Origin of the sequence: Enterobacter cloacae complex sp. SHL012, from assembly GCF_049237505.1 — a bacterium.
In the GTDB taxonomy this organism is placed as follows: domain Bacteria; phylum Pseudomonadota; class Gammaproteobacteria; order Enterobacterales; family Enterobacteriaceae; genus Enterobacter; species Enterobacter kobei.
In genome coordinates this window covers 346,861-363,670 of record NZ_JBMKIZ010000002.1, presented here as the reverse complement: position 1 = coordinate 363,670, position 16,810 = coordinate 346,861, and the positions used below count along the sequence as shown (strand labels likewise).

Sequence of the window (16,810 nt, the reverse complement as noted above, 5' to 3'; positions counted from 1 at the left end):
ATTGATGCGCCGTGTCTGCGGCCTGGATGTACAATGCCAGTTAATGAATTTATATGCAATAAAAATGATTAAATATTATTTTTATGGCAAAAAAAAGCGGATAACCAGAAAGTTATCCGCATTGATTAATCACATTTATGCACTTCTTGCCGGGTGGCGCTGCGCTTACCTGGCCTACGATCTGCGCTCAAACGCTAAAGCTTTACGCTCAATCAGGCGCATCATCAGCGTCAACAGGCCGTTCACGACCAGATACACCACGCCCGCCGCGCCGAAGACCATCACGTCATAGGTGCGTCCATACAGCAGCTGTCCGTGGCCCATCACTTCCATCAGGGTGATGGTATAGGCCAGAGAGGTACTCTTGAACACCAGCACCACTTCGTTGGAGTAAGAGGAGAGCGCACGCTTAAAGGCGTACGGCAGCAGGATCGCCAGCGTGTCTTTCTTGCTCATGCCGAGCGCCCCACAGGACTGCCATTGCCCTTCCGGGATGGCACGAATCGCGCCGTAGAACAGCTGGGTGGTATAGGCCGCGCTGTTCAGGGAAAGGGCTATCAGGGCGCACAGCCACGGCTCAGAGAGCAGATGCCAGATAACCGGATATTCCTGCAGCGACGGGAACTGTCCCGGGCCGTAGTAAATCAGGAAGATCTGCACCAGCAGCGGCGTACCGGTAAACAGGGTGATGTAGCCGCGCACAATCCATACCAGTACCGGCGTTTTCAACGTCAGGACGATGGTGAAGATGAGCGCCAGGATCAGCGCCACGATAATGGACGCCACGGTCAGCGTCAGGCTGGTGTGCAGCCCTTTCATGAGCTCCGGGAAATATTCAAGCATCAGCCTGGTCTCCGTTCAAAGCGCGTCGCCCGCAGGTCAATACGCTTGAGGATGTACTGACTGAGCAACGTGATCACCAGGTAGATCGCCGCCGCCACAATGTACCAGGTAAAGGGCTCCTGAGTACGGGTGGCGATGCTTTTGGTTTGCAGCATCAAATCGTTAACGCTGATCAGGCTCACCAGCGCGGTATCTTTCAGCAGCACCAGCCACTGGTTACCAAGGCCCGGCAGGGCATGGCGCCACATCTGCGGCATGACCAGGCGGAAGAAGATCGCTGATTTCGACATACCCAACGCCTGACCCGACTCCCACTGCCCCTGCGGCACGGCTTTCAGCGCACCACGCAGGGTTTGCGACGCGTACGCCGAGTAGAGCAGGGAGAGGGCTATCACGCCGCACAGGAACGGGCTGACGTCGAAGTTTTCAATCTGCATTTGTACCGGAATCTGCGCAAAGCCAAGATTGACAGTGAAGCCATCCGACAGCGTAAGCAGCAGCTGCGAGGAGCCGAAATAGATAAACAGGACCACCAGAATTTCCGGTAGTCCACGCAGCACAGTGACCAGCGCGGAGCCTGTCCAGGCGACGGGGAACCATTTCGCGGATTCCCACACCGCAAAGAACATCGCCAGCACCAGGCCGATAATCAGTGCGCAAACGGCAAGGCCGACGGTCATCCCGGCGGCGCTTGCTAAAGGAAAAATTTCATTCATCAGGAATTACTTCTGGAACCATTTTTTGTAGATGGTTTCGTAGGTGCCGTCTTTCTTCACTTTTTCCAGCGCAGCGTTGAACTTCTGCTGCAGCTCAGTGTTGCCCTGACGAACGGCAATCCCCAGACCGGTACCGAAGTAGTCCTTATCGGTCACTTTGTCGCCTACTGGCGCCAGTTTATCGTTCGCTTTCAGCCACTCGGTCACGACCGCGGTGTCGCCAAAGACGCCGTCAATACGACCATTTTGCAGATCCAGCTTCGCGTTCTGGTAGCTGTCATACGGAACGGTGGTGATTTCCGGATGCTTATCCATGATGAATTTCTGGTGCGTGGTGCCGTTCTGCACGCCCACTTTTTTGCCTTTCAGCTGATCAACAGAGGTGAATTTCCCTTTCTGACCAATGAACAGCGCCGAGTTGTCGTAGTAAGGGGTCGTGAACAGCACCTGCTTTTCACGCTCAGGGGTGATGTCCATACCGGCCATGACGGCATCGATACGGCGGAACTTCAGGCTTGGGATCAGGCTATCAAACGCCTGGTTGCTGAAAGTGCAGGTCGCATCGATCTCTTTACACAGGGCGTTTGCCAGGTCTACGTCAAAGCCAACAATTTTATTGTTTGCATCAATGGACTCAAACGGAGGGTAAGACGCTTCCGTGGCAAAACGAATGGTCTGGGCTGCGGTAGCGGAAAGGGTAACGCCAGCAAGCAGCACGGCAAGTAATACTTTTTTCATTATATTTCCCCTGACACAATCAATGAGATAAATAGTTTTTGAAGGCATCGGTTTGCGGGTTAGCGAAGCAGCTCGCATCACCTTGCTCAACGATATACCCATTTTCCATGTAGACCACACGGCTGGCGGTTTTACGCGCCACTTCCACTTCGTGGGTAACGATGACTTGCGTGATATTGGTTTCCGCCAGCTCACGAATTATGCTGACGATCTGAGCGGTGATTTCCGGGTCCAGCGCCGCGGTCGGTTCATCAAACAGCAAAACCGCCGGTTCCATCATCAACGCACGGGCAATCGCCACACGCTGCTGCTGACCACCCGAAAGATGCAGCGGATAACGGTCACTGTAAGGCTTAAGGCGCAGACGCTCCAGCAGCTTTTCGGCACGGCCGATGGCCTGATCCTTACTTAACCCCAGCACGCGGCACGGGGCTTCAATCAGGTTTTGCAGCACCGTCAGATGCGGCCAGAGATTGTATTGCTGGAAGACCATGCCGACGTTTTGACGCAGCTCGCGAATCGCTTTATCAGACGGCGTTTTCGCGAAATCAAAATGGTTACCGGCAATCGCCAGCGTACCTGAACGGGGCATTTCAAGCAGATTAAGGACACGCAGAAGGGAGCTTTTACCTGCACCGCTTGGGCCAAGCAAAACCAGCGTTTCGCCTTCCGGGCAGTTCAGCGTGATGTCAAACAGCGCCTGGTGTGCGCCGTAGAAGCAGTTAATGCCGTTTAGTTTAATACTCATCGGGGCAGTCTTTACTCATCCAGGCAATCTATAGCAATTGAGGCCGCAGATAGTACCGTTGACAGAATAGTTATGCAATATTTCTGCGTTAAAAGTTAAATATAACCCGTATTTCCTCTTAAACATAGCACAAAATAGCGAAGGGCAAAGGCGGCGAGTATAAATGTCGGCATTCCGCGAGAAATGCCGGACATTTTACGGGGGTAACATTTTTATAACTGATGATTTAGCGGTTCTCAATCGCCTGGCGCAGCGTGCCTGCCGGGGCATGAACGCTGCCGCCAATGTAGCGTACGTCGTCGACAGCCCAGCACTGACCTTCACGGATCATCAGTACCTCATCCTGCCAGGACTGGGTCCCCTGGGTCAGCTTGACGCGCAGCGGAATGTTTCGCGCATCGGTGTTGGGAATGGTAGAAGCGCTGGCCACTTCCGCACTGTCCGGCAGCGTGGTACGGCTGGAGAACGGATCGGATTTAAGCAGGGTATTATGCTGCGGATCGCGGGTGGCGTCGTTGAGCAGTTTTGCCAGACCGTCACTCAGGTAAGGGCGCAGGCCGGTGAGATCGTTGCTGCGGTGCTGAATGCGGTAATCATAGAACTGCTGCGCCACGGTGTCCGGGCCGCCGTCAATGCAGGGGCCGCTGCGGGTACCAATATCCTTAAAGGCTGGCGTGACCGTGGTGGTACAGGCGCTGAGCACCAGCGCGCAGGGCACCAAAAGTGTTAAAGCAGAGTAGCGCATGTTGATTTCCTTATTTATTAACTATCCTTTCAATCATAGCGTAACGAACCGATAATGCTGTGCCTAAGGCATTGAACGCTAAAGAAGGAGAGAAACTATGCAGTTTTCAACAACGCCAACCCTGGAAGGGCAAACAATAACCGAGTATTGCGGCGTGGTGACCGGAGAAGCAATTCTCGGTGCCAATATTTTCCGCGACTTTTTTGCTGGCATCCGTGACATCGTCGGTGGACGATCCGGTGCCTACGAAAAAGAGCTGCGTAAAGCGCGAGAAATTGCCTTTAAGGAGCTGGGCGAGCAGGCCAAGGCGCTGGGTGCGGATGCGGTTGTCGGCATTGATATCGACTACGAAACGGTCGGGAAAGATGCCAGCATGCTGATGGTGAGCGTCAGTGGAACGGCGGTGAAAACCCGTCGATGAAGCGTTCGCTCTCCACTCTCCTGCTGGCGCTGTTGCTGGCAGGATGTGCCTCGGAAAAGGGCATCGTTGATAAAGGCGCGTACGAACTGGATACCCGCCATCAGGCGCAGGCGGCCTACCCGCGAATAAAGGTGCTGGTGATCCACTACACCGCCGATGATTTTGACACGTCGCTGGCGACCTTAACCGATAAAAACGTCAGCTCTCATTATTTGATCCCCGCAAACCCGCCAGCACCGGACGGCAAGCCGCGTATCTGGCAGCTGGTACCCGAGAGCGAACTGGCCTGGCATGCAGGTATCAGCTTCTGGCGCGGTACCAACCGAATTAATGATACGTCTGTAGGCATTGAACTTGAAAATCGTGGCTGGCAAAAGTCTGCTGGCGTAAAGCGTTTTACACCTTTCGAACCCGCGCAGATTGCGGCGCTGGTGCCACTCGCCAAAGACATCATTACCCGCTACAACATCAGACCTGAGAACGTGGTGGCCCATTCGGACATTGCGCCGCAGCGCAAAGACGATCCCGGTCCGTTGTTCCCGTGGCGACAGCTGGCTCAGCAGGGGATAGGCGCATGGCCCGATCCCGCGCGCGTCGCATTTTATATCAACGGACGACCGCGCTTTCAGGCGGATGATACCGCAGCGTTACTCGATTTGCTTGCGCGCTACGGCTATGACGTACCGGCCAACAGCACCCCAGCGCAGCAAAAACGTATCATCATGGTATTCCAGATGCACTTCAGGCCTGACCTGTGGAACGGCGTCGCAGATGTCGAAACGATGGCCATTGCTGAAGCGCTTTTAGAGAAATACGGGCAGGGGTAATCCTTCGGATACCCCCGAAAGCGCCAATTACTCCTGATTTACTTGAGATTAATCTTAGGTACAAACTCAATTCATTTTTAGTTAATTGACTTAAAATTATCCGCATTTAAGATAGACACATAGCTTGCTAATTAATGCAGCAAATAAATATATCTCATTCATCTTTTATTTTTCTCCTTGAGCGTATCATCAGGAAAAATATTCTAAGGCTAAGGTTTTTGTGCTTTGGTCTGCATACTAAAAATTAACATCTTAAATCGGGTATAACAATGTTAAGTATTTACGGTAAAAAGTTACGTCCACAGGACGAAATGAATAGTATTATTTCTGCAACCTCAGGTTTTGAAGAGAAAACCTTAAAGAAATGGCAGAAAATATCCACGTCTGATTCACAATATATTCATATTATCGTCAGTGGCGAAGTTGAATTCCGACGTGAATCCGACGAACTGTGTATGTTCACGGTTACCGGTCAGTGCATTTTTGGTCTCTCTTCGATGTACTACGAAGCCACCCATATGTACGGCCTCGTTCGGGCCAATACCGTGGTGCGCTCAATTAAAAAAGAGACCTTCGCACAGCTCATGACGGATAACAATTTGTGGCCTCAACTGACCAAAGTTCTCTCCTGGTATATTTGTATGTTGAGCAAACGTGACGATGTTCTGGTTGCCCGCAGTGCCTATTCAGTCGTACGTGAGTTTTTATACGAGATCAATGACCTGATTGTTCATCAGCAACGCGATATTAACGTTTATGATTATATTCAGGAGTACACCAACCTGGCTCGTAGCACCATCATTAAAATTCTTTCCGATCTGAAAAAAGGTCAATATATTGTTGTGGAAAAGGGAAGACTCCTTAACCTGACAGCCTTGCCTGAAAAATATTAACTACTCCAGCCGGTCTCCTTTCTCACTCAAAGGGGACCGGGCATCCACTTTATGATTCACATCCCTCTGCGAATTATCCTGCGTTTCGTCAACCGGCGGTGCGGGAATTTTGCCTTGCGAATAATCTTGCTCTTGTTCTTTTAACGCCTGCTTAAGTAACTCGCTTATAGAAGCGTCATCACTGCCTGTGCTGGCGGAGGCGGCTTCGTGTGCTTCGGTTCCGGGTAACGTATCCCGGGAAGTATCATGGGGCACGTCACCATCAGGTGCCTGCTGCCAGTCGGCATCATCGCTGTTGATGGGCAGATCCTGCATGGCAGGAACATCCGCCTGCACCGGAGCCGGTTTTGGCTGCGGATGCGGATGGGGATGCGGGAACGGCTTGCTCACATACACATAGTGCATATCTGAAAGCTGCGTTTCCGGTTTCGCGGCGCTTGCTTTGACCGGTTCCGGCGCCGGATGGCGCAGGTTCCAGTAAACATGCGCGTACAGCCCTGCCATGATCATGGCGCACAGAGCCACCATCCCTAAAAAGGCATGGCTAACGATGTTTCTCAGACGGGGGAGGCGGTATGAAAACCAGACCGCCTCGCCGGTGGTGTAACTGCGCTGAGCCGCAAGACAGATGGTAGACATTAGGAATGCTTCTCCTGCGTGTTGGCGTCGGGTGTGGCATGCGTGGTCTGGAGCAGTACGCTCGGCGCGGTATGGGTTTCACGCATCAACTGCATCAACGTATCTTCGCCAGGAATGCCATCCACATGCAGATGCATTTTTTGCTGGAATACGCGGGTGCGTTTCATCATCTCCGCCGTCCAGGTCTGCGAATGGGTTTCTGGCTGGCCAAGCGCCAGGCTCAACTGCTGGTCAAGCCAGCCCATGTCTTTCGTGTCGCTGGCGGCACTGATAGCGTCTTTACCTTCCGGCGTCAGGCGGTGCAACTGGGTAAAGTTGCCGGTCGCATGCTGGTTGAACCAGCGGCGGCTTACCTGCCAGGTACGGTTATTCATCAGCAGGTCGAGAGACGTATCTCCGACGCGGGCGACCACGGCATAGTTAAGATGATCGCCGGTTTTCAGCTCGCTCACCCACGGATACCCCTCCTGGGCCAGCGAATCGGGTGAGGCATTCCCCTGTTTACACATCAGGTTCACCTTCGCGGCGTTCTGGCACAGGGCATCATCCGCCGAGGCGTCATACCCCCACATCAGGTAGAGCTGGTGCATGGCATCCGGCTGATTAACCATTTCGTTGTCGATAACCGGCACCACCGGTGCTTCAACTTTTGGCGCCTGCTGTTTCCAACTGACGGGTACCGGGAGTTGAACCGGAAGTTTTCCGACGATCGACGACGTTAAATACCAGCCGCAGGCGGCGAACAGCACTGAGGCAAAAAGCCCCACGGTTGCCAGGCGCTTACCGTGTTTTTTCGCCGGGAGGATCTCCCCTGCCGCCAGCCGTAAATGACGCGGGCTGACCTGGGCTGCACGTTCGGTCCAGGCAGCCAGCAGCGACAGATGCGACAGTTCATTCAGTTTGCTGATATTCCCTTTGGTCAGCGCATGCATTTTACGCACGCGTGCCGGGGATAACGGTGCGCTCTCGCACCCGTGTTCTTCACACTGCGCCTGTACATAGCTGAGATATTCCCGGCAGGTAAGGGGACGCAAAGTGTGGCGGGTATGCACATATTCACGCAGTTCAGATTGCTGCATCAGAACAACGTCCCGATCCGCCGCGCCCGTCAGCACCACCGACAGGCGAAACGCCAGCTCCTGGGCACGGGTGAGTAGCATCCCCAGCACCTCGTGACAGCTCTCTTTCATCGCCTCGCAATGGCTAACGATCAGTACCTTCGCCCGGTTTTTATCCGCCTGCCACTGGTGCAGTACGGCATCCACCGCCTGAATCCGCTTCTTGTTCTCTTTGGTTCCCGGGCTGAGCTTGTACAGCAGGCTACTGGCACTCAGTTTTGGAAACGCATTAATAGCAAGCACGTCGGGGTGGGCAGATTTGAGGGCGTCACTGAACTGCCCCAGCAGAGGGGCATCGTCGGAAAAGAGCCCGATAATTCCCGCCTGTTGGGTTTTCTCCTTCAGCAGGTTGAAAACATCCTGATGATAAGGCACCAGAAAATCGCCGTTTGAGCGGACGATCTTCCGAAAGGGCGGATTTTTAAAATTAAAGTGCTTCTGATACATAACGACTTACCGTCTCTGATTGGGAATAGCAACAGGACGAGAAAGTAAAGCAACGCCAGGGTGTGGTCAATTTACACACAGGGTAAAAATATCCACTGGACGATGCCTAACATCTGGATTTTATACGGTCAATAGTTTTCTGTATGAAAGTTAGCGGCAAAGTCAGTGGTCGAATTTACAGCAGCTCATTACTATTTTCTCACATGTTAGCGCAGCACGACGCTGCTTATTTTCGCTTTGCTATAGGCCAGATGAAAAATGAGGTTCTCATTTCTGTCACGGTGGATAACCCCCTGTATTATGTTTGCGCTGTTGCTATTTTGCGGCCAACAAGGGTATCTGACGTTTAAAGATTATAAAAAAGTTACAAATAAGTTGGCTAATTCTGATGTGCAGCCGCTGAAAAAACGTCGCGAAGAAAAATCCTTCACGCTTTTCACGGCTGCTGTTCGCCAGGATAACGTCGAGATAGCGGCAAAAGCGCCGCTGGCAGCGGAGATCGAAGGTATCGTGCGCAGTGATGATGCCTGGCTCTCCTTCGCCGTCATTAAAACCCCCGGAGGGGCGAGAAGCTACCGGGAGGGCGAGCCGTTGACCGGTTTTACCGACGCGTTTGTTCAGGAAATTAATAAAGATAATGTGGTGGTTAATTATGAAGGTGCTACGCAGGTACTCGCATTAAATAAGCCGGATTATTTTAAGGGCGGCGTTGACAGCGGCCCGGTGACGAAATCGACGAAGGATGCAGGCGCGGAAAGCGTGCATCTGGATGATTATCTGGTGTTAAAGCCTCTGATCGAAAAAGGCCAGCTGGAAGGCTACAACATTAATCCAAGGAACGCCTCCGCCTTCTTCAGTCATTCAGGACTGGAAAAGGGGGATGTGGCGGTAAAAGTAAACTCTGTCGATATGACCGATGAAGCAAAGGCAAAAAATATTATTGCCAACTGGTCGAAAATGAAAGAAGCGGAGGTCGTCGTCAGACGTCACGCTCACCTTGAAAATATTCGGATTAATGTTCTAAACAATTAACAAGTGTACAGCCATGAAGAAATTTCCTTGGGCGTGCGTGGCGCTGACCGCATTGTCGTTATATTCAGGTTCGCTGTTCGCGGCGAACTTTAGCGCGAGCTTTAAAAATACCGATATTCGGGAGTTTATCGATACGGTAGGCCGCAATCTTAATAAAACCATTCTTGTCGATCCGTCCGTTCAGGGCACGGTATCCGTAAGAACCTATAACGTGCTGACGGAAGATGAGTATTACCAGTTCTTCCTGAGCGTGCTGGACCTGTTCGGCCTGTCGGTGATCCCGATGGACAACGGCATGGTCAAAGTGGTGCGTTCAAGCGTCGCCCGCACCGCAGGGGCGCCGCTGGCGGACAGCAGCAACCCGGGCAAAGGGGATGAAATCATCACCCGCGTCGTGCGCATGGAAAATGTGCCAGTACGCGAGCTTGCTCCGCTGTTGCGCCAGCTCAACGACGCAACCGGCATCGGTAACGTGGTTCACTTTGAGCCGTCCAACGTGCTGCTGTTAACCGGCAAAGCCTCGGTGGTGAACCGCCTGGTGGATCTGGTTCAGCGCGTAGATAAAGACGGTGTTCAGCGCCGTGAAATTGTGCCGCTGCGCTTTGCCTCTGCCAAAGAGCTCTCAGACATGTTGAACAACCTCAACAACGAAGAGCAGAAAGGGCAGAACGCCCCGCAGCTGGCCACGAAAGTGGTTGCGGATGACGAGACCAACAGCCTGGTGATCAGCGGCTCGGAAGCGGCGCGCACCCGCACCCGCTCTCTGATTCATGAGCTGGATCGCGAGCAGAACAACGAAGGGAATACCCGCGTGTTCTATCTCAAATACGCCAGCGCCACCAAGGTGGTGCCGGTGCTGACCGGGATTGGCGAACAGCTGAAAGACAAAGCGGGCGCGCCAAAGGCGAAAACCGCCGCCGCGTCCAGCGATCTGAATATTACCGCCGACGAGTCAACCAACTCTCTGGTGATCACCGCGCAGCCTAACGTGATGAACTCCCTGGAGAAGGTGATCGATAAGCTCGATATCCGCCGTCCGCAGGTGCTGGTGGAAGCCATCATTGCGGAAGTACAGGACGGTAACGGCCTGGATCTGGGCGTGCAGTGGACCAGCAAGCACGGCGGCGTCCAGTTCGGATCCACCGGCCTGCCAATCGGGCAGGTCAAAAATGGCACGATGAAAGGGTTGTCGTATACCGGTCTGGCAACCGGCTTCTTTAACGGTGATTTTGGTGCGCTGATGACCGCGCTCTCCACCGGGTCCAAGAACGACATTCTTTCTACGCCAAGCGTGGTGACGCTGGATAACAAAGAAGCGTCGTTCAACGTCGGTCAGGATGTGCCGGTACTGTCCGGTTCGCAAACGACCAGTGGCGACAACGTCTTTAACTCCGTTGAGCGTAAGACGGTGGGGACCAAGCTGAAAATCGTGCCGCAGATTAACGACGGCGACATGATTCATCTGAAGATTGAACAGGAAGTCTCCAGCGTTGACGCTAACGCGACTGAAGACGCCAGCCTCGGCCCAACCTTCAACACCCGTACCATCAACAACGAAGTGATGGTACACAGCGGCCAGACCGTGGTGTTGGGCGGTCTGATGGAAAACGTCACCAAAGAGACCGTCTCCAAGGTGCCGCTGCTGGGCGATATTCCGCTGGTGGGCCAGCTGTTCCGCTACACCTCTGAGGATACCTCTAAACGTAACCTGATGGTGTTCATCCACACCACGGTGCTGCGCGACGACGACAACTACAGTGCGGCGTCGAAAGAGAAATATGACCAGATCCGTGCTCGCCAGCAGCAGCGCATGGAGGAGAAAAAGCTGGGCATCGTAACGAACAGCAATAACCCGGTGATGCCAGCATATCCGTCCGCGCCTTCTGCAGACGCGGTGCCGGTGAAAACCAGCGCAGCCGCAACGCGCAACCCGTTTAAAGAGTAAGGCGGAGGGGCAACGTGGACGAACTGAGTAAAACCCTGTGTAGCAGCAGCTATGCAAAAGATAACGGCGTTTTATTTTACAACAATGACGTCTTTATCCGTGAAGACACCCCGGCATTTGCGCTGCTGGAAGTGCGCCGGGTGCTGGGACGCACGTTCGTCCCGGTGACTCTGACGCCAGAGGCCTTTGACGAGCTGCTGGCGAAAATCTGGCAGCAGAGCAGCGGCGTCTCTCAGCAGCTGGTGGACGATATGGACGCGGATATCGATCTGATGGCGTTAACTGAGGAGATCCCGGACAACGAAGATTTGCTCGACAACGACGAAAACTCGCCGGTGATCCGCCTGATCAACGCCATTCTTGGCGAGGCGGTCAAAGATGGCGCGTCGGATATTCATATCGAAACCTTTGAGCGCACGCTGAGCATTCGTTTTCGCGTCGACGGCGTGCTGCGCCCGGTGCTCCAGCCAGCGCGCAAGCTCGCGCCGCTGCTGGTGTCGCGCATCAAGGTGATGTCAAAACTCGACATCGCCGAGAAGCGTTTGCCGCAGGATGGACGTATCTCCCTGCGCATCGGCCGTAAGGCAATCGACGTGCGTGTATCGACCATTCCTTCGCAGTACGGCGAGCGTGTGGTGATGCGTCTGCTCGATAAAAGCAATCTGAAGCCCGACATCAACAAGCTTGGCCTGATTGATGAAGAGCTGGAAAAGTTGAAAGGGCTGATTGACCGCCCGCACGGCATCATCCTGGTCACCGGGCCGACTGGCTCCGGTAAAAGTACCACCCTGTACGCCATTCTTTCGGCGCTGAACGGTCACGAACGCAACATTCTGACCGTAGAAGACCCGATTGAATACGAACTGGAAGGGGTGGGGCAGACGCAGGTTAACCCGCGCGTGGACATGACCTTTGCCCGCGGACTGCGCGCCATTCTGCGTCAGGATCCGGATGTGGTGATGATCGGGGAAATTCGTGACGGTGAAACCGCGCAAATTGCGGTGCAGGCGTCGCTCACCGGTCACCTGGTCATGTCTACGCTGCACACCAACAGCGCCGCGGGGGCGATCACCCGTCTGCGGGATATGGGGCTGGAATCCTTTTTAATTGGTTCATCGTTGCTCGGTGTCATTGCCCAGCGTCTGGTGCGTCGGCTGTGTACGCATTGCCGGACCACCAGTCCGCTGGACGCCAATGAGAAAGCGCTGTTCAGCTTTATGGACACGCCGCCAAAAGCCATCTACCGCGCGGTGGGCTGTGAACACTGCCGCCAGAGCGGCTACCAGGGGCGCGCCGGTATTCATGAGTTTCTGGTGGTGGACAGCACCATGCGCCGCGCCATTCATGAAGATAAAGACGAAATGTCCATTGAAACGCAGCTCTTTAAGCAGGCCTACAGCCTGCGTGAGAACGGCCTGCTGAAGGTCATTAGCGGCGTGACCTCTCTCGAAGAGGTGATGCGCGTTACCGCCGAGCGTGGAGGAGATGCGTAATGGCCTTCTACGCCTGGACGGCAACGGATGCAGCGGGGAAAACCCAGCGCGGCACGCTGCAGGCTGAGGGGCAAAAGCAGGTTCGCCAGATGTTGCGCGAGCAAAAGCTGATGCCCGTCAGCATCAACGAAACCCGTGAGGCTGCGTCTGCCGGAAAAGCGAAAACCGGCGCAAAGCTCTCTACGCCGGTGCTGTCGATGTTTACCCGCCAGCTTTCCACGCTGGTCAACGCGGCGCTGCCGCTGGAGAGCGCGCTCAAAGCGATTTCCAAACAGACGGAAGACAAAAAGCTGGCGGCGATGGTGGTTGAAATTCGCGAGAAGGTGGTGGAAGGGCACACGCTGTTTGACGCCTTCAGCCAGTTTCCGCGCACCTTCGACAAACTCTACTGCACGCTGGTGATGGCCGGTGAAAAGACCGGTCACCTGGGCGACGTGCTGGAAAAGCTGGCCGAATACAACGAGCAGCGTCAGAAGATGAAAAGCAAGCTGACGCAGGCGATGGTCTACCCGATTACCCTGACGGTAGTGGCCATTGCGGTCATCAGCATTCTGCTGGTCGCGGTGGTGCCGCAGGTGATCGAACAGTTCACCCACATGAAGCAGCAACTGCCGATCACCACCCGCACGCTGATTGCAGTGAGTGATTTCCTGCAGGCTTACGGGATTTATATCGCGGGCGGCATCGGCGGGGGGATTGTCGGTTTCAAAGCCTGGGTCAGAAACGTCAAAAACCGCTTTCGCTGGCACAGCTGGCTGGTGAACGGTTCGCCGATCAAAAAACTGGTGTGCGCCATCAACAGCGCCCGCTATATCCGTACCCTGAGTATTCTGCAGGCCAGTAGCGTGCCGCTATTGGAGGGGATGTATATCGCGATGGACGGTATCGAAAACCTCTACGCCCGGCAGGTGCTGGAGCAGGCGGCGGATACCGTCCGCCAGGGGGCATCGCTGTATGCCGCGCTGGAGCAGGCGAGGCTTTTCCCGCCGACCATGCTGTATATGATTGCCTCCGGGGAAGAGAGCGGCGAATTAGGTAATTTAATGGACCGCGCGGCGGAAAACCAGGAATCGGCATTACAGCATCGCATTACGTTAACGCTGTCGGTATTTGAACCGGCGCTGGTGGTATCCATGGCAACGATTGTTTTATTCATCGTGCTGTCAATATTACAACCGCTTCTGCAACTTAATAATATGGTAGGTTAAATCATGGCTTTAAAACGTAAAAACCTGGCTCGCCAGGCGGGCTTCACATTGCTCGAATTAATGGTGGTCATTGTTATTCTCGGCGTACTGGCGAGTATGGTAGTGCCCAATTTAATGGGTAATAAAGAAAAAGCGGATGCCCAAAAGGCGACCAGCGATATTGTCGCGCTCGAAGGTTCGCTGGATATGTATAAGCTGGATAACCACCGTTATCCGACAACCGAACAAGGCCTGCAGGCGCTGGTGACCAAGCCGGAAATCGCGCCAATCCCGAACGGCTACCGCGCGGATGGCTATATTCGCCGTCTGCCGCAGGACCCATGGGGTAATGATTATCTCCTCGTAAGCCCGGGTGAGCACGGTGCGGTTGACGTCTTCTCGTCTGGCCCGGACGGTGAAGCCAACACCGCCGATGATATTACGAACTGGTCTCTGGATAAGAAAGAGAAATAATGAAAAATCAACGCGGCTTTACGTTGCTGGAAATTATTCTGGCGCTGGTGATATTTGCCAGCTGCGCCATGATGGTGGTGTCAACAATACCTTCGCGCAGCAGTGCGGATATATTTGGCCAGCAATTAAAAGCCCTCGTTGATTATGGTTCAGACCGTGCGGTGATGGACGGAAATATCGTCGGACTGGTGATCACCACGGATAACTATCAGCTGGTGACGCTCGAAGATAAAGAGGGCGAGCGTCGCTGGGTACCGTTATCCGCGGGCCGTATCACCACCAAAGGTGATTTCCCGGAGGAGATGCACGTATCGCTCTCGCCGCAGCGCCTGGCCGCGACGCTGACGTCCGATCCGCAGGTGCTTTTTCTGCCGGACGGCGAAATTAGCCGCTTCACGCTGACGCTGCAAAGCTATGACAAAGAGCACCATTTCCGCGTGGTGTCGCAAGGCGCGGCGCCCGTATCGGTAGAAAACGATGGCTAACGGTAAGAAAAAGCAAACGGGGATGACGCTGCTGGAGGTCATGGTGGCGCTGGTCATCTTCTCCACCGCCGCGCTGGCGCTGATGAACTCGGTGTCTCTGAACGTGCGTTTCACCCACGGCCTGGCCGATACGCTGCAGGCCAGCTGGGTGGCGGAAAACCAGCTGGCGGAAGTGCAACTGACTAAAAGCGACTTTCCCGATGCCGAAGAACGGGGAAGCGAAACCATGGGCGGGCGCGGCTGGACGTGGCGTAAACAGCGCATCAAAACGGCGGACAACCGCTGGGCAAACGCCATCAGCGTTTATGCGGAAGGCGACGACAGCCAGCCCGTGATATCGCTGCAGATTGTGCCGCCGGGAGAGATCAAGTGAACAAAGCCCGACGCCAGCGCGGATTTACCCTGCTGGAGATCATGATTGCGCTGACCATTTTTGCGGTGATCAGCACCCTGGCCTGGCAGATTCTGGACGGCGCGATGCGCACCAGTTCGGCAACCGACGCCAGCGCGGCGAAGCTCAATCAGCTTCAGCGCGCCTGGAGCCTGATGGAACGCGATTTTTACCAGCTTCAGGCGCGCGCGCCGCGCAACGAGCCGGACCTGTTCCGTCAGGTCGATGATGCGCTGGAACTGACCACGCTCAACGGCGTGAGCGGTACGGTGCAGCTCGAACGCGTGCGCTGGCGGCTGGAAGAGGGGCGTCTTTACCGCGATGTTTGGCCGGTCATTGACAGCCCGGCGGACGTGAAACCGGACGAAGTGCCGATCGTCAGCGAGGTGAAATCCCTGGCGTGGCGTTTTTACCGTCAGGGCTGGCAGAAAAGCTGGAGCGACCCGGCGCATCTGCCGGACGGGGTTGAGCTGACGCTGACGATGGAAAACGGTGATACCTGGCGCTGGGTCTTCACGACCCCGGGCGATCTGCCTGCGGTGGCTGCCCCGGCACCGACCACCGGGTCAGAAGCCGCGCCTGCCGCCGCGCCAGAGGCAGGGACTGCGCCGCAACCCGCGCCACAACCTGCTCCGGAGGCGAAACCATGAGTGCCTTACGCAAACAGAAAGGGGTGGCGCTGCTGGTGGTGTTGATCCTGCTGGTGATGATGTCGGCCCTGGCCGCCAAAATCAGCCAGCAGTTCTGCCGCAACCTGCAGAAAACGCATTACCAGGTTAGCCAGCAGCAGCTGCGCTGGGCGATGCAGGCCCAGGAAAAAGTGGTCAAAGACCGTCTGCAGAGTGACGCCAGCGGCGAGAGCAACGCGCTGTCACCGGAAGGGGACTGGCAGCAGCCGCTGGAAACGCAGGGGGAAGATTACACGGTGGTAAGCCAGGTCGAAGATGCCCAGGACTGCTTCAACGTTAATAACCTGCTGGCAGCAGAAAAGCCTGCCCAGGGGCAAGCGCAGACTGCCGTGCCGGAAAAGCCGCGCAACGAGCGAATTGTTGAGCAGATCCTGACGCAGAGCGGGCTAAGCCAGTCCACGGCGGAAGAAGTTTACCTCCAGCTGGTGGACTACCTCGATGGCGACACGACGACGGCCAAAGAAGGCGCCGAGAGTGATGCCTGGGCAGGCGTCGTGCCTGCCCGTCAGCCGGCTAACCAGATGATGCGCACCATTGCGGAGATCAAACTGCTGCCTGCGTTCCCGGCGGCGGCATATCCGAAGGTAAGCAAACTGCTGTGCGCGTTACCGGACACCGCCAGCAAGGTGGATGTGAATACCCTGAAACCGGAGCAGGCCGCCTTACTGGCCGCCCTGTTCCCGGAGAAATTAACTGAAGATGACGCCCTTCGCCTGATTGAATCGCGTCCTGAAAGCGGCTGGGAAAATATGGAGACCTTCAGCAAAGCGCTGGAGCAAACCTTCCCGCAGCTGAAAGATGACCTTCCGCAGGTGGCAGAGCTTCTCTCAATAAATAGCCGGTATTTCCGCGTTAACTACACCGGCAATACCGATGAATTAACGCTTCGTGTGGTAAGCCAGCTTCAGGTTAATAACGAAGCCGGTGAGATCGTGACGTGGCAGCGTCGTTACCGAATGATTGAATAAGAAAAGTAGAT

General features: G+C 54.9%; 19 protein-coding genes. 12 read left to right on the top strand and 7 right to left on the bottom strand.

The window, feature by feature from the left end; genetic code table 11:
- Positions 1–174: 174 nt before the first annotated feature.
- From artM to ACOTY9_RS09355, 5 genes are all read right to left on the bottom strand, one after another.
- Entirely contained in the window at positions 175–843 is a 669-nt protein-coding gene (artM, locus tag ACOTY9_RS09375) for an arginine ABC transporter permease ArtM (RefSeq protein ID WP_014883161.1), read from the bottom strand.
- On the bottom strand, positions 843–1,559 hold the full coding sequence (gene artQ / locus ACOTY9_RS09370; RefSeq protein WP_014883162.1) for an arginine ABC transporter permease ArtQ: 717 nt from the start codon (positions 1,557–1,559) through the stop codon (positions 843–845). Before artQ ends, artM begins: the two co-directional genes overlap by 1 nt.
- Positions 1,560–1,565: 6 nt before the next feature.
- Positions 1,566–2,297, bottom strand: coding sequence for an arginine ABC transporter substrate-binding protein ArtI (artI, locus tag ACOTY9_RS09365; RefSeq protein WP_008500032.1), 732 nt, complete (start codon positions 2,295–2,297; stop codon positions 1,566–1,568).
- A gap of 19 nt (positions 2,298–2,316) precedes the next feature.
- On the bottom strand, positions 2,317–3,045 hold the full coding sequence (artP, locus tag ACOTY9_RS09360; RefSeq protein WP_014883163.1) for an arginine ABC transporter ATP-binding protein ArtP: 729 nt from the start codon (positions 3,043–3,045) through the stop codon (positions 2,317–2,319).
- A 226-nt stretch (positions 3,046–3,271) separates the two neighbouring features.
- Positions 3,272–3,790, bottom strand: coding sequence for a lipoprotein (locus tag ACOTY9_RS09355; RefSeq protein ID WP_348565674.1), 519 nt, complete (start codon positions 3,788–3,790; stop codon positions 3,272–3,274).
- Positions 3,791–3,887: 97 nt separating this feature from the next.
- Between ACOTY9_RS09355 and ACOTY9_RS09350 the strand changes: the two genes are divergently transcribed.
- The 3 genes from ACOTY9_RS09350 to ACOTY9_RS09340 all read left to right on the top strand — a co-directional run bounded on the left by ACOTY9_RS09350 (position 3,888) and on the right by ACOTY9_RS09340 (position 5,931).
- Positions 3,888–4,211 carry a heavy metal-binding domain-containing protein gene (locus ACOTY9_RS09350; RefSeq protein WP_023332507.1) on the top strand — a complete coding sequence of 108 codons (324 nt, stop codon included), beginning with the start codon at positions 3,888–3,890 and terminating at the stop codon, positions 4,209–4,211.
- Positions 4,208–5,038: an N-acetylmuramoyl-L-alanine amidase gene (locus ACOTY9_RS09345; RefSeq protein WP_348565673.1), complete on the top strand. Its 831-nt coding sequence runs from the start codon at positions 4,208–4,210 to the stop codon at positions 5,036–5,038. The genes ACOTY9_RS09350 and ACOTY9_RS09345 overlap by 4 nt, the downstream gene beginning before the upstream one ends.
- A 269-nt stretch (positions 5,039–5,307) precedes the next feature.
- Entirely contained in the window at positions 5,308–5,931 is a 624-nt protein-coding gene (locus tag ACOTY9_RS09340) for a helix-turn-helix domain-containing protein (protein ID WP_348565672.1), read from the top strand.
- Here the strand turns inward: ACOTY9_RS09340 and ACOTY9_RS09335 are convergent, their stop codons facing one another.
- Together ACOTY9_RS09335 and ACOTY9_RS09330 are read right to left on the bottom strand one after the other, a co-directional pair.
- A complete protein-coding gene (locus ACOTY9_RS09335) occupies positions 5,932–6,570 on the bottom strand; it encodes a hypothetical protein (protein WP_045268550.1) in 639 nt (212 codons plus the stop codon).
- The gene (locus ACOTY9_RS09330; protein WP_348565671.1) at positions 6,570–8,135 is read right to left on the bottom strand and encodes a peptidoglycan-binding protein; all 1,566 of its coding nucleotides are present in this window, start codon (positions 8,133–8,135) and stop codon (positions 6,570–6,572) included. Before ACOTY9_RS09330 ends, ACOTY9_RS09335 begins: the two co-directional genes overlap by 1 nt.
- A 300-nt stretch (positions 8,136–8,435) precedes the next feature.
- Here ACOTY9_RS09330 and gspC point away from each other — a divergent pair, with 300 nt between their 5' ends.
- Genes gspC through gspK form a run of 9 tightly spaced genes read left to right on the top strand, consistent with a single transcriptional unit; the run spans position 8,436 to position 16,799 of the window.
- On the top strand, positions 8,436–9,167 hold the full coding sequence (gspC, locus tag ACOTY9_RS09325; RefSeq protein WP_014883170.1) for a type II secretion system protein GspC: 732 nt from the start codon (positions 8,436–8,438) through the stop codon (positions 9,165–9,167).
- 13 nt (positions 9,168–9,180) lie between these two features.
- Positions 9,181–11,112, top strand: coding sequence for a type II secretion system secretin GspD (gene gspD / locus ACOTY9_RS09320; RefSeq protein ID WP_348565670.1), 1,932 nt, complete (start codon positions 9,181–9,183; stop codon positions 11,110–11,112).
- Between the two features lie 14 nt (positions 11,113–11,126).
- Entirely contained in the window at positions 11,127–12,605 is a 1,479-nt protein-coding gene (gspE, locus tag ACOTY9_RS09315; protein WP_014883172.1) for a type II secretion system ATPase GspE, read from the top strand.
- On the top strand, positions 12,605–13,813 hold the full coding sequence (gspF, locus tag ACOTY9_RS09310; RefSeq protein ID WP_023336989.1) for a type II secretion system inner membrane protein GspF: 1,209 nt from the start codon (positions 12,605–12,607) through the stop codon (positions 13,811–13,813). The genes gspE and gspF overlap by 1 nt, the downstream gene beginning before the upstream one ends.
- 3 nt (positions 13,814–13,816) lie before the next feature.
- Positions 13,817–14,266 (top strand): type II secretion system major pseudopilin GspG, encoded by a 450-nt coding sequence (gene gspG / locus ACOTY9_RS09305; protein ID WP_014883174.1) that lies wholly within the window; start codon positions 13,817–13,819, stop codon positions 14,264–14,266.
- Positions 14,266–14,751: a type II secretion system minor pseudopilin GspH gene (gene gspH, locus ACOTY9_RS09300; protein WP_201405446.1), complete on the top strand. Its 486-nt coding sequence runs from the start codon at positions 14,266–14,268 to the stop codon at positions 14,749–14,751. Before gspG ends, gspH begins: the two co-directional genes overlap by 1 nt.
- A complete protein-coding gene (gene gspI / locus ACOTY9_RS09295) occupies positions 14,744–15,124 on the top strand; it encodes a type II secretion system minor pseudopilin GspI (RefSeq protein ID WP_023332514.1) in 381 nt (126 codons plus the stop codon). Before gspH ends, gspI begins: the two co-directional genes overlap by 8 nt.
- Entirely contained in the window at positions 15,121–15,792 is a 672-nt protein-coding gene (gene gspJ / locus ACOTY9_RS09290) for a type II secretion system minor pseudopilin GspJ (RefSeq protein ID WP_348565669.1), read from the top strand. The genes gspI and gspJ overlap by 4 nt, the downstream gene beginning before the upstream one ends.
- Positions 15,789–16,799 (top strand): type II secretion system minor pseudopilin GspK, encoded by a 1,011-nt coding sequence (gene gspK / locus ACOTY9_RS09285; RefSeq protein WP_023338196.1) that lies wholly within the window; start codon positions 15,789–15,791, stop codon positions 16,797–16,799. The genes gspJ and gspK overlap by 4 nt, the downstream gene beginning before the upstream one ends.
- Positions 16,800–16,810 lie beyond the last annotated feature (11 nt).

What these genes read in the sequence shown, in the direction of transcription:
- artM (WP_014883161.1), bottom strand. Translation starts at nt 843, where the DNA reads ATGCTTGAATATTTCCCGGAGCTCATGAAAGGGCTGCACACCAGCCTG.
- artQ (WP_014883162.1), bottom strand. Translation starts at nt 1,559, where the DNA reads ATGAATGAAATTTTTCCTTTAGCAAGCGCCGCCGGGATGACCGTCGGC.
- artI (WP_008500032.1), bottom strand. Translation starts at nt 2,297, where the DNA reads ATGAAAAAAGTATTACTTGCCGTGCTGCTTGCTGGCGTTACCCTTTCC.
- artP (WP_014883163.1), bottom strand. Translation starts at nt 3,045, where the DNA reads ATGAGTATTAAACTAAACGGCATTAACTGCTTCTACGGCGCACACCAG.
- ACOTY9_RS09355 (WP_348565674.1), bottom strand. Translation starts at nt 3,790, where the DNA reads ATGCGCTACTCTGCTTTAACACTTTTGGTGCCCTGCGCGCTGGTGCTC.
- ACOTY9_RS09350 (WP_023332507.1), top strand. Translation starts at nt 3,888, where the DNA reads ATGCAGTTTTCAACAACGCCAACCCTGGAAGGGCAAACAATAACCGAG.
- ACOTY9_RS09345 (WP_348565673.1), top strand. Translation starts at nt 4,208, where the DNA reads ATGAAGCGTTCGCTCTCCACTCTCCTGCTGGCGCTGTTGCTGGCAGGA.
- ACOTY9_RS09340 (WP_348565672.1), top strand. Translation starts at nt 5,308, where the DNA reads ATGTTAAGTATTTACGGTAAAAAGTTACGTCCACAGGACGAAATGAAT.
- ACOTY9_RS09335 (WP_045268550.1), bottom strand. Translation starts at nt 6,570, where the DNA reads ATGTCTACCATCTGTCTTGCGGCTCAGCGCAGTTACACCACCGGCGAG.
- ACOTY9_RS09330 (WP_348565671.1), bottom strand. Translation starts at nt 8,135, where the DNA reads ATGTATCAGAAGCACTTTAATTTTAAAAATCCGCCCTTTCGGAAGATC.
- gspC (WP_014883170.1), top strand. Translation starts at nt 8,436, where the DNA reads ATGTTTGCGCTGTTGCTATTTTGCGGCCAACAAGGGTATCTGACGTTT.
- gspD (WP_348565670.1), top strand. Translation starts at nt 9,181, where the DNA reads ATGAAGAAATTTCCTTGGGCGTGCGTGGCGCTGACCGCATTGTCGTTA.
- gspF (WP_023336989.1), top strand. Translation starts at nt 12,605, where the DNA reads ATGGCCTTCTACGCCTGGACGGCAACGGATGCAGCGGGGAAAACCCAG.
- gspG (WP_014883174.1), top strand. Translation starts at nt 13,817, where the DNA reads ATGGCTTTAAAACGTAAAAACCTGGCTCGCCAGGCGGGCTTCACATTG.
- gspH (WP_201405446.1), top strand. Translation starts at nt 14,266, where the DNA reads ATGAAAAATCAACGCGGCTTTACGTTGCTGGAAATTATTCTGGCGCTG.
- gspI (WP_023332514.1), top strand. Translation starts at nt 14,744, where the DNA reads ATGGCTAACGGTAAGAAAAAGCAAACGGGGATGACGCTGCTGGAGGTC.
- gspK (WP_023338196.1), top strand. Translation starts at nt 15,789, where the DNA reads ATGAGTGCCTTACGCAAACAGAAAGGGGTGGCGCTGCTGGTGGTGTTG.